This is a genomic window from Streptomyces sp. NPDC019531 (assembly GCF_044903305.1).
Taxonomy (GTDB): Bacteria; Actinomycetota; Actinomycetes; order Streptomycetales; family Streptomycetaceae; genus Streptomyces.
In genome coordinates this window covers 1-13,050 of sequence record NZ_JBJDQL010000008.1, presented here as the reverse complement: position 1 = coordinate 13,050, position 13,050 = coordinate 1, and the positions used below count along the sequence as shown (strand labels likewise).

Sequence of the window (13,050 nt, the reverse complement as noted above, 5' to 3'; positions counted from 1 at the left end):
GACGCATACGCAGCATATTTATCGGATATACGCCACGATATACGCACAGGCGCAGGCGTCTGGCCGCCGTCCTCTGTGCCCATCTCGACCGGGAGGCCGAGAGGTTGACACTCACCACCGGTCTTGCGGGCGTAGAGGTGGTGGGCGGTGGCAGCAGGGTGGCTGGAACTGGAGGAGCAATGCTCCGCCTGGCGTCCAGCGATGATGCGTGGGCAGCGTCTGGGGTACTCGTGGGGCAGTCAGGCACCCTTGGGTGAAAGAGTGCAGGCTGCGATACAAACCTCGCGCGGTCTGTAAATCCGCCGTGCCCCAGAGCGGGGCCGCCAGATATGAGCCGTCGGAAGGCGACCCACGGTGGTAACCCCAGCCGGCCTGGGCCGTAGTACCTCCGCAATCCATCGAACCGGCCGGTGAGGCGGTCATCGAGCGGCTTCCTCCCCCAGGTGCCCCCAAAGTCGGCGCCGCACGGAACTTTCCAGGTCGTAGGCGGTCAACGGAGCCCGCTGTAAGTGGGACGGCTCGTAGCCGTTCCGTCGCTGTCGATGCGGAGGCAGGGCGGCTGGGTACCGTGGTGCCATGAACGCCGCAACGATGGGACTCGTGGGGGCCTTAGCGGGTGCACTGGTCGCTGCTACGGCGGCCACGCTCGGGCCGCTCGCCCTGCAAAGAAGGAAGGAGCATGTGGACGAGCGACACCGGCGGGCGGATGTCGTCACTCGCAGAGTGGACATCATCAACGATGTCGGTGTGCACTGTCGAGCCTGGCTGATCTACCTCGTGCGGGTCCTGGAGGATGAGGGGCGCAGCGTAGGTCCGACCGTAGGCGAGTTCGATGAAAAGTCCGAAGCCTTGAGAGACGCCGCCGAACGCGCCTTGGCGCAGGCGGCACACGCGGGATACGAGCTATCCGACAGTGGCTTGGCCGACGCGCTACGCGCCATGGAGACCCAGGTTCGCCGCTCACTGGGACACGGTGGTCCGGGAGACCTAGCGCAGTTGAGGGAGCAAGCGAGCGGCTACTTCACTCCTCGCGAGATCGTCAGAACGAACATGCTTCGCCAAGTCACTAGGGAAGAGCTACCAACGGATCCCCTCTCTGGGACGGTCTTCGACCGTCGTAATCGACCTCGGCCGTAGGACCGGCTTGCTGCGTCCGTACGCGTGGGGCAGTGGTGGGGTTGCGAGACTTGAGATGGAAAGCGGCCCAGCGCGATCGCTCGAGCGGACTGTAAATTTGCCGATGCGGCGCATGGGGTCCAGATGTTTTGGCGCACCTGCTGGGTGGGCCCGCATGGCAAACCTGGTTGAGGTGCAGCGGCTTTAGGGCGACGGGGGCCGCACTAGTGACCCATCTTCGAGCTACCTACGCGCTGTGGGCCACTCGCAGCTGCCTGTGTGATGAGGTCGTGTGCGGTAGCGACCAATGTGCCTGCCGGCACTGACTCGCCATACGCGAGTTGGGCGATGCGGGCACTGGCCTCGATTACACGTCTCCGGACGGCACAGTCATGGACTGTATCGGCGTTAGCCGAGGCTCCTGCCAGCGCTCCTGGGAGCACAGACGTCAGGGCGAACAGGTACCGAATCCCACCGACACTGTCGAGTTCCCCGCGGCGGTCCAGTTCCTCTGAAGCGGTGACCGGATCCACGATTTGGCCCGCGCTGTGGAGTGCCTTGATGGCTGTGTAAATCGTCTCGTGAGCAGCGATGAAAAAGTCCGTGGCGTCCAAGCGGCTTGCAACGGCCGTAATGACTTCCTCATCAGAGAGCATGGCGCCGAGGACCGATCGTTCGGCTTCTACGTCCTGAGGAGGGACGCGTTCGGATGACGCCGCAGACGCAGGCTTGGTCGTGTCCTCCTGGCGTACTGACATGTTGCGCGTGTGATGCGCTTCGCGCAGCGGAATAATCAAGATCCGCTCGAACCGCTGCCGCTCTGTGGGAGTCAGCTCCTTCGCCAGCTCCTCTGCCAGCTGTACCGAGCCCCAAGATGACGTCGGATCTTGCAGGGCCCTGGAGATAGAGGTCTTGGAAAGTGGTACCCGGGCCGCAAGTTGGCGGATGCTGGGATTGCCCGCGGCTACTCTCAGTTGCGCTAGGTGATCCCGCAGCTCCTCCCTTGTTTGCCAGCTGATAGGAGCGCGGGTTGCCCGATGGGCGTTCTTTCGAGCAGTGGCCGCCTGCCGGTGCAGTTCCAGAACCTCTGCCCTTTCATCTGGAGGCAGGTCTAGGACGTGCAAGATGATCCTGAGTGCCGAGTCCGAGATGGCGATCCTGCCGGTCTCGAAGCGGGAAAGCGTCGATGCGTTGAAGGAAGCCTGGCGGGCGAATGACGTAAGTGGGATCCCCCTAGCCATCCTCAGCTCTCGCAAGCGCGCGGCCAAGGCAGCACGGGCCCGCGGGACGTCGGCGGCCACGGGCTGCGCGGGGCGTCCGGTATTCACCTCTCACCTCACCGTTTGGCTGTTCGTTGCGTTTGTGCGTAGTCTCTGGGACACAGTCGGGGCGGATGCCGCGGAGTGCGATCACGCACGCCCATGCACTGCAACCGTCGCACACCCCAGGGGGGCCGTGTTCCGTGTCCAATCTCCAGTCCGCGCTCCTGGCTAGCGGTGCCGTTGTTGCCGCCACGCTGGCCTTGGTTTCCTACCGACTCACCGCCCGCGCCGGGGCGGCGACGCCCGGAAGGTGTTGGGCTGCGGCTGGTGGCTCCGCCCTCGGATTCACCGTTGCCGTAGGTGACCTTGTGATCATCAGTGGGTTGCCGCACGGTGACCCCAATCCGGACCGTATCGCCTGGGCAGTCTTCGCCCTCGTCTGTGCTTCAGCGGTTTCGGTGTTTACCTACATAATCAACCTCCCAGTCCCGGCGCCGGCAGGCACTCTGCCGCCCCCGATCTCCCCGATGCCATACTTCGCGGCAGGTGGAGCCTTCACTGGTGTTCTGACCGCTGCGGCGGTTGTGGCAGCTATCGTCGCTTGAGGCGTTGCTCCTCTGGACAGGCTCAGAGGTCAAGTACTCCCGAACCACGCCGGGCGCCTCCATAGACGTCGAATTCCCCAGGTGTCCCCCCAAGGCAGCCTTGGCGGTCGAATCACCTGGTCAGAGCCCTTAGAGTCAGCCCGCTGTAAATCTGCCGGCTCAGCCTTCCCAGGTTCGAATCCTGGCGCCGCCACGCTGAGAAAGAGACCCCCTCCGAACTGCGGAAACGCAGGGTGGAGGGGGTCTCTTCATGCGCTGGGAGCTTCGTGCGGGGGTGAATGGGTCGCACCGAGCAGACGGAGCGGGCGTACGGCCGAGGGCGCCCTGGTGATCACCTCTCACCACGGCGCCCCGTCTCGCAGCCGACCCGAACCACGCGAGCTATGCGATGCCCCGACCCACGCCCCGGTACCGGCCCCGGCGCGAACTACTCCCCGGCGTGGGCCAGTTCGATGTCGTGTTCGTCCACGCCGCCGCCCGAGACCGTCACCGCCGCCGCCCGCGGTGGATACCCCGTCGCGATGACCGTGTACGTACCGCCGTCGAGGTCGGAGAAGGCGTACGCCCCGTCGTGGCCGGTCGTGGTCGTGGCGATCACGTTGCCCGCCGCGTCGACCAGCGTGACCAGCGCGTCAGCCAGCGGGGCCCCCGAACCCCGCACCGTCCCGCGCACCTGTGCCCCGGGCCGCAGTTCGACCTGGATCCGAGTGGTCCCGGCGCCGCCGATCTCGACGGGCAGGGCCAGCGGCCGGTGCTTGGGGGAGCTGACCGCGAGTGTCACCGTCCCGGGCACCAGGTCGGCCACGGTGAACTCGCCCAGGACGTCGGAGCGTCCGGTGGCCAGCACCTCGCCCCGCACGTCGGTCACGATGACCACCGCCTCCGCGACCGGCGCCCCGCTGTCGGCGGACACCACCACGCCGGCGAGCCCGCTGGTGCCGCTGAGCAGGATGTCGTAGGCCACCGGCGTTCCGTCGGGGACCACGATCGTCGAGGCCTGCGGCTGGAAACCGTCGGCGGAAGCGATCAGGACATACGAACCCGCGGCGGGCGCGGCCACACCGTACGCCCCGTCGCCGCCCGAGACCGCCCGGCCCAACTGGGTTCCGGCGAGCGAGATCAGGGTCACCGCGGCCCCGGCCACCGGCATCCGCTCGGCCCCCAGCACGCGCCCGCTCACCGAGATCCCGGCGGACTCGCCATCCGAAGCCGCCGCCACCGCCGTAACGCCGGAAGAAGCCTCGACAGCGACGCCCGTACGACCGTACGAACCGACGCCGGCCTCACCAAAACCCGGCACCGAAGCACCCGGCACCGAAGCACCCGGCACCGAAGCACCCGGCACCGAAGCACCCGGCACCGAAGCACCCGGCACCGAAGCAGCAGCCGCCACGACCTCCCGCCGCGGAATGAACCCCGCGATCGCGAACGCCAGCAGCGCCGCCCCGCCTCCGATCGCAAGGACCGTCCTGAAACCGTTCTCGGACGGCAGGGCCACCGCACCGAGGTTCGTCGTCATCTGCGCCAGGATCACGCCCGCGACGGCACTCGCGACGGACGTGCCGATGGACCGCATCAGGGTGTTGAGGCTGTTCGCCGCGCCCGTCTGCGACGGCGGCACAGCGCCCATGATCAGCGAGGGCATCGCGCCGTACGTGAATCCGATTCCCGAGCCGATCACACAGGACACCAGGACGAACTGCCAGACCTCGTCCATCAGCAGGATCTGAAGGCCGTAACCCGCCGCCACGATCAGCGCGCCGAGCATGAGGCTGACCTTCGGCCCCCTGGCCTTCGACAGAGCGGCTGACACCGGTGCGATCGCCATCATCACCAGGCCGGAGGGGGCCATGACCAGACCGGCGGTCAACAACGACTTGCCGAGACCGTAGCCGGTCGCCTCGGGCAACTGCAGGAGCTGCGGAAGGACCAGGGACATCGCGAACATGCCGAAGCCGAGCGCGATGGAGGCGAGGTTGGTGAAGAGCACCTGGCGGCGCGCGGTGGTGCGCAGGTCGACCAGCGGCTGGTCGGTGCGCAGCTCCCACCAGCCCCAGACCAGCAGGACGACCACGGAGGCCGCGAACAGACCGAGAATCGTGCCGCTGCCCCAACCCCAGTCGCCGCCCTTGGAGATCGCGAGCAGCAGACAGACGAGCCCGGCCGCCATGCCGACCCCGCCGACCAGGTCGAAGCGGCCGCCGGTGCGCACCTTGGACTCGGGCACCAGGAGCAGGACCAGCAGCAGCGCTACGACACCCAGGGCGCCCGAGCTCCAGAACAGGACGTGCCAGTCGAAGTTGTCGGCGATCAGCGCGGCGGCGGGCAGGCCGAGCGCGGCCCCGACGCCGAGTGAGGCGCTCATCATGGCGGTGGCCGAACCGAGCCGTTCGGCGGGCAGTTCGTCGCGCATGATGCTGATGCCGAGCGGGATCACACCTCCCGCCATGCCCTGCAGCACACGGCCGACGATCATTGGCGTCAGGGCGTCGCTGAGCGCGGCGGTGACCGAGCCGGCCACCAGCAGGACGAGGCTCGCGAGAAGCATGCGGCGCTTGCCGTACATGTCGCCGAGCCGCCCCATCATCGGGACCGCGACGGCGGCGGCGAGCAGGGTGGCGGTGACGGCCCAGGCGGTGTCCGAGGCCGGGGCGTTCAGGAGTTTCGGCAGTTCCGGGACGATCGGGATGACGAGGGTCTGCATCAGCGAGACGACGATCCCGCCGAAGGCCAGCACCGCCACGACGACACTCGCGCGCGATGCCGCTACCTCCGCGCCTCCGGAGGGTCCCTCGGCGGGCCGGGAAAGAGCATGGGGCATGGGTCGGGCCTCCGTGTGGGGGTCGGGTACAGCGCGACACACCCAAGCTAAGTCAGTTGATTGACTTAAGCAAGCATGGTCGGATTCTGTGAGACCTCGGTGAAGGGGGAGTGCGCGGCGGAACCAGGGTCGACGGACGCCGCAGCACGCGTCCCTATCGACCCTCTGTCCGCACGCGTCCCGATCGGCCCCCTGCTCGCATGCGCCCCGATCGACCCCCTGCTCGCACGCGTCCCGATCGGCCCACCCGCCCGCCTGAGATGCACAAACCCCGCCCGCCCGGGGCACACTGACTGCATGTCCAGTCGCCGAAGGCTCTGCCCCGAATGCCGTCGCGAGATCGCCGTCGTCGCCGGCCGCTTCGCCCGGCACGACCCGCCCGGAGCGCGCGGGAGAGGCGGACTGGTCTCCTGCCCGGGTTCCCGCAGACAGGCGGAACTCGGAGCGGCACAGCCGTCGTTGGACGGGTACGCAGCCCCCGTCGTACCTGGCCAGCTACCCCTCTTCTGACGCTCGCGGCGCTCGCGCTCCCTGGCGCCTACGCCCCCGGGCGCTCTACGGCCCGGCCCACACATCCATCCGCACGTCCAGCCCGTCCCTGCCGAACCAGTACACGTGCTCCGCGGCCTCCGCGGACCCGCCCGCCCGCAGCCCCTCCAGCCCGTACGAGGGGGCGCCCCGCCGTGAACCGCCGTGCCCGGTACGCCCGTACCGCCTCGCGGCCGTGCAGTCGGCCCCCCTCCAGCAGGTCCGGTCAGTCCACGTCCGGGGCCAGGAAGTGCGGTACGAAGGCGTTCCGCCAGTCCGTCGCGAAGACCTCCTGCATCCGCCGTAGCAGCGCCTCCCGCGCGGCCGACGCGCCCTCGCCGGCCACCGTCAGTTGCCCGCCACCGACTTCACCGCCACCGACACCGGCGTGGACCCACCGATCAGCTCCAGCGTCAGCCCGGCGGTCGCGGGTGTGTCCAGCAACTCCGCCAGTACGGCGGCCACGTCGTCGCGCGTGACCGGGCCCCGACCGGTGTGCGCCTCCAGGCGTACGAGGCCCTTGCCCGTGTCGTCCGTGAGCGCGCCGGGACGCAGTACCGTGCAGTCCAGGGCGTCCAGGCCGCTGACGTAGGCGTCGGCCTCGCCCTTGGCGCGCAGATACACGTCGAAGATCTCGTCGCCCTCGTGCGTCGGATCCGCACCCATGGACGACACGATCACGAAGCGCCGCACCCCCGCCCGGACCGCCGCGTCCGCGAACAGCACCGCCGCGGCCTTGTCCACCGTGTTCTTGCGGGCCGCGCCGCTGCCCGGGCCCGCGCCCGCCGCGAAGACCGCCGCGTCCGCGCCCTGAAGACGGGCCGCGACCTCCTCGACCGAGGCCGACTCCAGGTCCAGCAGGACCGGTTCGGCACCGGCGTCCCGCAGGTCGTCGCCCTGTTCCGCGCGACGGATGATCCCCGCGACCTCGTCCCCACGCGCGGCGAGCAGTCGCTCCAGCCGCAGCGCGATCTGACCATGACCACCAGCGATGACAATGCGCATGCCTTCGACCGTACGCCCCGGGATGTACCGGGTCATGTCGGAGGGTGAGCCACGGGTCCGGTGCGGTCGGCCGCGCTCACACAGCGGAGTTGGACATCCGCGCCCTTGAGGAGGCGCAGGCACCCACCTCCTACGACACCTCCCCCCGCCCCTGCCGAGGCAGCCCCGACTCCGCCGCCGCGGCCGAGTTGCAGTACTCCCGCACCGCGCTGGTCCGTGCCACCACGCGCCCCCGGTGCACCACGATCCGGCTGTACGCCAGGGACAGCGCGCCCGCCAGCCGGTCGCCGCGTAGCGCGAGCAGCTCGGCCGGGAAGCCCGCCTCCACACGGACCTCGGGCAGTCCGAGAACGGCCCGCGCGGACGCACTCACCGTGTCGTACGCGTCCTCGGGGCGCAGTCCGTACCGCGAGGCGAGCAGATAGGCGGCCTCCAGCGGGTCCCCGCGCCCCACCGGGTTGGACACGTCCCGCAGCGCACCGCTGCCGGCGGCCACCCGTACCCCGGCCGCCCGCAGCAGCCGTACCGGAGCCGTGTCGGTCGTGCCCCGCCGGTCGACGCCCCCGCAGCCGCCCTGCGGAAGGCACACCACCGCGACCCCGGCCGCCGCGAGCTGGTCGGCGGTCCGGGACACCACCTCGGCGGGCAGCCTGTCGAGGCCGGCGCACGGGCCGAGGGTCACGCCGGGCCGCAGCCCCCCGGCCATGGCGGCGAGGCGGGCGAGCCGGGCCGGGTCGGCGGCGTCGGTGTGCAGGTCCACGGGGCAGCCGTGCTCGGAGGCGACCTCCAGGACCGCCTCCGCGTAGCCCGTCGGATCGGGGTCGAGGTCCGGGCAGCCGCCCACCACCGAGGCGCCCATCTTCAGCGCGTCCCGCAGTATCGCGAGCCCCTCGGCGCCGGCCACGCCGGTCAGCACCCGAGGCATCGCCACCGTCGTCAACTCGGTGAGGCCGCGCAGCGAACGCCGTGCCTGCAGGACGGCGGCCAGCGCGCCAAGACCCTGGACGTCACCCACGCGCACGTGTGCCCTGAGCGCGGTCGCCCCGTGCCCGAGCTGGAGCAGGGCGGCCTCGGTGGCCCGGCGCTGGACGTCGTGGGGGTCGTAGCAGACCGGGCCCTCGACGTCGGCCGACAGCGCGGTGTCGGCGTGGGCGTGCGGCTCGGCCGGGGCCGGTAGGAGCAGATAGCCACCGAGGTCCACGCGCGCTCCACGCGTGTGCGTGCCGCCCACGGCCAGACTCCCGGCCGTACCGACCGCCTCGATGCGCCCGCCGCCCAGCCGTACGTCCACGGTCCGACCGTCGGTCAGCCGCGCCCCGCACAACAGGAGGCCGGCCCCCTCGGACAGGCCCGACGACGAGGCACCCGATGAGGACGGCGAGGACGACGAGGAGTGGTGCGGCTGCGGCTGGCTGTCGGGCATCGCGCTCCAGGGGCTCGGGCTGCGCAAGCACGGAACCGCCGGAACCGCGCAAGGGACACAAGATCACGCAGAGTGAGTCGAGCCTAGGGCGGTGATCCGCTTGTCACGAGGAGGAGCGCAATAGTCGTACCGGTGTGGTCCGCCGTACGGGAGGGGCCCTTGAGGCCTCCGGGAAGCCCGTGGATCAAGGCATGCGAGGCGCCACGAAACGGATTTGGGTGAAGGGCGGCGGAGCGTGTAATGTCTTCATCGCTCGCCCCAATAGCTCAGTCGGTAGAGCGTCTCCATGGTAAGGAGAAGGTCTACGGTTCGATTCCGTATTGGGGCTCTGGTGTGAAAGGTTCTCGTCGCGAGACGGGAACCGATCGCATCACAGCGGTGTAGCTCAGTCGGTAGAGCAAGCGGCTCATAATCGCTGTGTCACCGGTTCAAGTCCGGTCACCGCTACAGACAGTAGCCGATTGTGGGGTCGGTCCTTCGATCGGCTACTCTTCTATGCGTTAATCGTCCCATCCGTTCGTCAAGGAGCACTCCTGTGGCTGCCACCGACGTCCGCCCGAAGATCACGCTGGCCTGCGTGGAGTGCAAGGAGCGGAACTACATCACCAAGAAGAACCGGCGTAACAACCCGGACCGACTGGAGATGAAGAAGCACTGCCCGCGTTGCAACGCGCACACCGCGCACCGCGAAACGCGATAAATCAGGCTCGTACGCGAGGCCGTCCCCGAGAGATCGGGGGCGGCCTCGCGTCGTTGAGAGACCCGATACCGGTCAGTAGAGCAACCAGGAGGTGCCGAGCCCATGGCGCTCGACCAGTCCTTCGTGGGGCGGACCTACCCGCCCACCGACCCCTACGAGGTGGGCCGGGAGAAGATCCGCGAGTTCGCCGAGGCAGTGGGGGACACCAACCCCGCGTACACGGACCCGGAGGCCGCCAAGGCGCTCGGCCACCCCGATGTCGTCGCCCCGCCGACCTTCGTGTTCTCGATCACCTTCAAGGCCGCGGGACAGGTCGTCCAGGACCCGCAGCTCGGCCTGGACTACAGCCGCGTGGTGCACGGCGACCAGAAGTTCGCCTACGTCCGCCCCGTGCGCGCCGGTGACCGGCTCACCGTCACCTCCACCATCGAGGCCATCAAGTCCATGGCGGGCAACGACATCCTGGACATCCGCGGCGAGGTCCACGACGAGGCCGGCGAGCACGTTGTGACCGCCTGGACCAAGCTCGTCGCGCGCGCGGCAGAGGAGGCGTGAGGAATCCGATGACCGCGAAGATCTCCTACTCCGACGTCGAGGTCGGCACTGAGCTGCCCGCCCAGGCCTTCCCAGTGACCCGCGCCACCCTCGTCCAGTACGCGGGCGCCTCCGGCGACTTCAACCCCATTCACTGGAACGAGAAGTTCGCCAAGGATGTGGGCCTCCCGGACGTCATCGCGCACGGCATGTTCACCATGGCCGAGGCGATCCGTGTAGTCACCGACTGGGCCGGCGACCCGGGCGCGGTCGTCGAGTACGGCGTCCGCTTCACCAGGCCGGTCGTCGTCCCCAACGACGACCAGGGGGCCACGATCGAGGTCAGCGGCAAGATCGCGGCGAAGCTCGACGACAACACGGTCCGCGTGGACCTCACGGCGACCAGCGCGGGGCAGAAGGTGCTCGGGATGTCCCGGGCGGTCGTGCGGCTGGCCTGAGTCACGCGTGCACGAGGTAAGGGGCGCTCTCCATGGTGGGGCGCTCCTTACCTGTTTCCGGCCCCCTGCCTGCAACAACGAGTGACGGCCGGGAGAGAGTTCCGGGATGCCTTGACTAAGTTAGTGATTGAGTACTAACTTACTCAGCATGCCCAGGATGAGTGCAGAAGAGAGGCGCGAGAGCGTCATCCGCGCGGCGACGACCGAATTCGCCCGCGGCGGCTACCACGGCACATCGACCGAGGCGATCGCCAAGCGGGTCGGGGTCTCGCAGCCGTACCTCTTCCGGCTCTTCCCGGGCAAGAAGGCGATCTTCCTCGCGGCCTCCGAGCGCTGCGTGGAGGACACCATCCGCACCTTCGAGGAGGCCTCCAGGGGCCTGGAGGGCGAAGAGGCCCTGCATGCCATGGGGGACGCGTACACCCGGCTCATCGCGGAGCGGCCCGAGCGGCTGATGATGCAGATGCAGATGTACGTCGCCGTGGGCGCCGCCGAGCAGGAGGGCGACCACGGGTTCGGTGAGGCGGTCCGGGCCGGCTGGATGCGGTTGTGGGACACCGTCCACCTGCCGCTCGGCGCCGACGTCGACGAGACGACGACCTTCCTGGCGTGCGGCATGCTCATCAACTGCCTGGTGGCGATGGGTTTCCCGCCCGAACACCGGGTCTGGGAGGGGCTCTACCCCTCGGCCCGGACCAAGGGCCGACTGGAGCACTGAGAAGACGGGGCGTCAGCCCGCGCCCTTCCATGATCGCGAAACTTAGTGATCAATAACTAATGAACCAACGATCGCCCGCTGGGGGAGCGATGTCACAGCAATCCACGCACTCCGCACAGCCCGCACATCGCGGGGGAGCAGTCTGGGCCCTCGTCATCACCAGCGTCGCCGGATTCATGGCGTCCCTGGACAACCTCGTCGTCACCACGGCCCTGCCCTCCATACGTGAGGACCTCGGTGGGGCCCTGCACGACCTCGAATGGACCGTCAGCGCCTACACCCTCACCTTCGCCGTCCTGCTCATGACCGGCGCGGCACTGGGCGACCGCTTCGGCCGCCGACGGCTCTTCCTCACGGGCCTGACGATCTTCACCGGCGCGTCCGCGGCGGCCGCCCTGGCCCCCGGCATCGACAGCCTCATCGCCGCCAGGGCGGTCCAGGGAGTGGGCGCGGCGATCATGATGCCCCTCACCCTCACCCTCCTCACGGCGGCCGTTCCCGCCGCCAAGCGGGGAATGGCGTACGGCATCTGGGGCGCCGTCAACGGACTCGCGGTGGCCTCCGGACCCCTCATCGGCGGCAGCCTCACCGAACACATCTCGTGGCAGTGGATCTTCTGGCTGAACGTCCCCCTCGGCCTCGCCCTCCTGCCCCTGGCCCGCCTGCGCCTCGCCGAGTCCCACGGCACCGGCGCCCGCCTCGACCTCCCCGGCACGCTGCTCGCCAGCGGTGGTCTCTTCGGCATCGTCTACGGCCTGGTCCGCGGCCCGTCCGACGGCTGGACCGACTCCCTGGTCCTCCTGGCCCTGTTCACCGGCACCGCACTACTGGCGGCCTTCGTCCTCTACAGCACGCGGGCCAAGAACCCCATGCTCCCGATGCGACTGTTCCGCTCCCGCGCCTTCTCCGGCATCAACGCGGCCAGCCTCCTGATGTTCCTCGGCATGTTCGGCTCGATCTTCCTGCTCAGCCAGTACATGCAGGGCGTGCTCGGCTACTCGCCCACCGAGGCAGGTCTGCGGATGCTCCCCTGGACCGGCATGCCGATGCTCGTCGCACCGATCGCCGGCATCCTCTCCGACCGGATCGGCGGCCGCCCGGTCGTGGCCACGGGTCTCTTCTTCCAGGCGGCGGGACTGGCGTACATGGCCTCCGTGGTCACCGTCGACGTGTCCTACGCGGCACAGCTTCCCGGTCTCGTCCTCAGCGGCATCGGCATGGCCCTGTTCTTCGCTCCCGCGTCCAACCTGGTCATGTCGAGTGTCCGGTCCGAGGAGCAGGGGATCGCTTCCGGGGCGAACAACGCGCTGCGCGAGGTGGGCGGAGCGCTGGGGATCGCCGTCATGGCGTCGATCTTCTCCTCGCAGGGCGGATACGAGAGCGGGCAGTCCTTCGTGGACGGTCTGCGGCCGGCGCTGGTCACGGGGGCGGCGGTGGTGGCGGTCGCCGGGGTGGCGGCCCTGCTGATTCCCTCGCGGAAGCGGGACGCGGTGGTGGGGTCCTCTGAGGAGGTGCGGGCCCTGGAGACGGTGGCCGGCTGAACCTGCGAGCGAACGGTCCTGCCCGAGAGGCGGGGCCGTTTCGCGTGCGCGGCTGGATGTGCCGGGTCGGGTTGTGTAGCGGCTGCGGGCCCGTTGTGGCTGGTCGCGCAGTTCCCCGCGGGCAGCTGGCGCTGGGCTTGGGCCGTGCGCCTGTTGATGTGCCTCGCTGTGACGACTGGCGACTGCGGGTCCGCTGTGGCTGGTCGCGCAGTTCCCCGCGCCCCTAGGGGGTTGCAGGCGGCCTGCGCCACGACGGGCCGCCGACCACCTCGCGCGCCACGACGGGCCGCCGACCACCTCGCGCGCCACGACGGGCCGCCGACCACCTCGCGCGCCACG

11 protein-coding genes and 2 tRNA genes are annotated in these 13,050 nt (G+C 69.4%); 9 read left to right on the top strand and 4 right to left on the bottom strand.

The window, feature by feature from the left end; translation table 11 throughout:
• The first annotated feature begins 576 nt into the window (after positions 1-576).
• On the top strand, positions 577-1,137 hold the full coding sequence (locus ACI2L1_RS12420) for a hypothetical protein (protein WP_404739283.1): 561 nt from the start codon (positions 577-579) through the stop codon (positions 1,135-1,137).
• Positions 1,138-1,340: 203 nt separating this feature from the next.
• Here the strand turns inward: ACI2L1_RS12420 and ACI2L1_RS12415 are convergent, their stop codons facing one another.
• Both ACI2L1_RS12415 and ACI2L1_RS12410 read right to left on the bottom strand, forming a co-directional pair.
• On the bottom strand, positions 1,341-2,417 hold the full coding sequence (locus tag ACI2L1_RS12415) for a DnaB-like helicase N-terminal domain-containing protein (RefSeq protein WP_404739282.1): 1,077 nt from the start codon (positions 2,415-2,417) through the stop codon (positions 1,341-1,343).
• A gap of 993 nt (positions 2,418-3,410) precedes the next feature.
• Positions 3,411-5,804, bottom strand: coding sequence for an MFS transporter (locus ACI2L1_RS12410; RefSeq protein WP_404739281.1), 2,394 nt, complete (start codon positions 5,802-5,804; stop codon positions 3,411-3,413).
• 297 nt (positions 5,805-6,101) lie between these two features.
• On the opposite strand from ACI2L1_RS12410, the gene ACI2L1_RS12405 reads away from it, so the two are divergent.
• Positions 6,102-6,314 (top strand): hypothetical protein, encoded by a 213-nt coding sequence (locus ACI2L1_RS12405; protein WP_404739280.1) that lies wholly within the window; start codon positions 6,102-6,104, stop codon positions 6,312-6,314.
• A gap of 366 nt (positions 6,315-6,680) precedes the next feature.
• Here ACI2L1_RS12405 and ACI2L1_RS12400 read toward each other — a convergent pair whose 3' ends face one another.
• Positions 6,681-7,337, bottom strand: a complete 657-nt coding sequence (locus ACI2L1_RS12400) for an NAD(P)H-binding protein (RefSeq protein WP_404739279.1) — start codon at positions 7,335-7,337, stop codon at positions 6,681-6,683.
• A 130-nt stretch (positions 7,338-7,467) separates the two neighbouring features.
• Entirely contained in the window at positions 7,468-8,760 is a 1,293-nt protein-coding gene (locus tag ACI2L1_RS12395; RefSeq protein WP_404739278.1) for a hydrolase, read from the bottom strand.
• Between the two features lie 255 nt (positions 8,761-9,015).
• Between ACI2L1_RS12395 and ACI2L1_RS12390 the strand changes: the two genes are divergently transcribed.
• From ACI2L1_RS12390 to ACI2L1_RS12360, 7 genes are all read left to right on the top strand, one after another.
• Positions 9,016-9,088, top strand: a tRNA-Thr gene (locus ACI2L1_RS12390).
• 46 nt (positions 9,089-9,134) lie between these two features.
• Positions 9,135-9,207 (top strand) — tRNA-Met (locus ACI2L1_RS12385).
• An 88-nt stretch (positions 9,208-9,295) separates the two neighbouring features.
• The gene (rpmG, locus tag ACI2L1_RS12380) at positions 9,296-9,460 is read left to right on the top strand and encodes a 50S ribosomal protein L33 (RefSeq protein ID WP_003948671.1); all 165 of its coding nucleotides are present in this window, start codon (positions 9,296-9,298) and stop codon (positions 9,458-9,460) included.
• 102 nt (positions 9,461-9,562) lie between these two features.
• Positions 9,563-10,015: a MaoC family dehydratase N-terminal domain-containing protein gene (locus tag ACI2L1_RS12375; RefSeq protein ID WP_404739277.1), complete on the top strand. Its 453-nt coding sequence runs from the start codon at positions 9,563-9,565 to the stop codon at positions 10,013-10,015.
• An 8-nt stretch (positions 10,016-10,023) separates the two neighbouring features.
• Positions 10,024-10,452, top strand: a complete 429-nt coding sequence (locus ACI2L1_RS12370) for a MaoC family dehydratase (RefSeq protein WP_404739276.1) — start codon at positions 10,024-10,026, stop codon at positions 10,450-10,452.
• A 148-nt stretch (positions 10,453-10,600) separates the two neighbouring features.
• Positions 10,601-11,170 carry a TetR/AcrR family transcriptional regulator gene (locus tag ACI2L1_RS12365; protein ID WP_404739275.1) on the top strand — a complete coding sequence of 190 codons (570 nt, stop codon included), beginning with the start codon at positions 10,601-10,603 and terminating at the stop codon, positions 11,168-11,170.
• Positions 11,171-11,259: 89 nt separating this feature from the next.
• Positions 11,260-12,711 carry an MFS transporter gene (locus ACI2L1_RS12360; protein WP_404739274.1) on the top strand — a complete coding sequence of 484 codons (1,452 nt, stop codon included), beginning with the start codon at positions 11,260-11,262 and terminating at the stop codon, positions 12,709-12,711.
• The last annotated feature ends 339 nt before the right edge of the window (positions 12,712-13,050 follow it).

Bases quoted from the DNA above. Each gene is read 5' to 3' on its own strand.
- ACI2L1_RS12410 (WP_404739281.1), bottom strand. From the start codon at position 5,804: ATGCCCCATGCTCTTTCCCGGCCCGCCGAGGGACCCTCCGGAGGCGCG.
- ACI2L1_RS12375 (WP_404739277.1), top strand. From the start codon at position 9,563: ATGGCGCTCGACCAGTCCTTCGTGGGGCGGACCTACCCGCCCACCGAC.
- ACI2L1_RS12405 (WP_404739280.1), top strand. From the start codon at position 6,102: ATGTCCAGTCGCCGAAGGCTCTGCCCCGAATGCCGTCGCGAGATCGCC.
- ACI2L1_RS12420 (WP_404739283.1), top strand. From the start codon at position 577: ATGAACGCCGCAACGATGGGACTCGTGGGGGCCTTAGCGGGTGCACTG.
- ACI2L1_RS12370 (WP_404739276.1), top strand. From the start codon at position 10,024: ATGACCGCGAAGATCTCCTACTCCGACGTCGAGGTCGGCACTGAGCTG.
- ACI2L1_RS12395 (WP_404739278.1), bottom strand. From the start codon at position 8,760: ATGCCCGACAGCCAGCCGCAGCCGCACCACTCCTCGTCGTCCTCGCCG.
- ACI2L1_RS12365 (WP_404739275.1), top strand. From the start codon at position 10,601: ATGCCCAGGATGAGTGCAGAAGAGAGGCGCGAGAGCGTCATCCGCGCG.
- ACI2L1_RS12360 (WP_404739274.1), top strand. From the start codon at position 11,260: ATGTCACAGCAATCCACGCACTCCGCACAGCCCGCACATCGCGGGGGA.
- ACI2L1_RS12400 (WP_404739279.1), bottom strand. From the start codon at position 7,337: ATGCGCATTGTCATCGCTGGTGGTCATGGTCAGATCGCGCTGCGGCTG.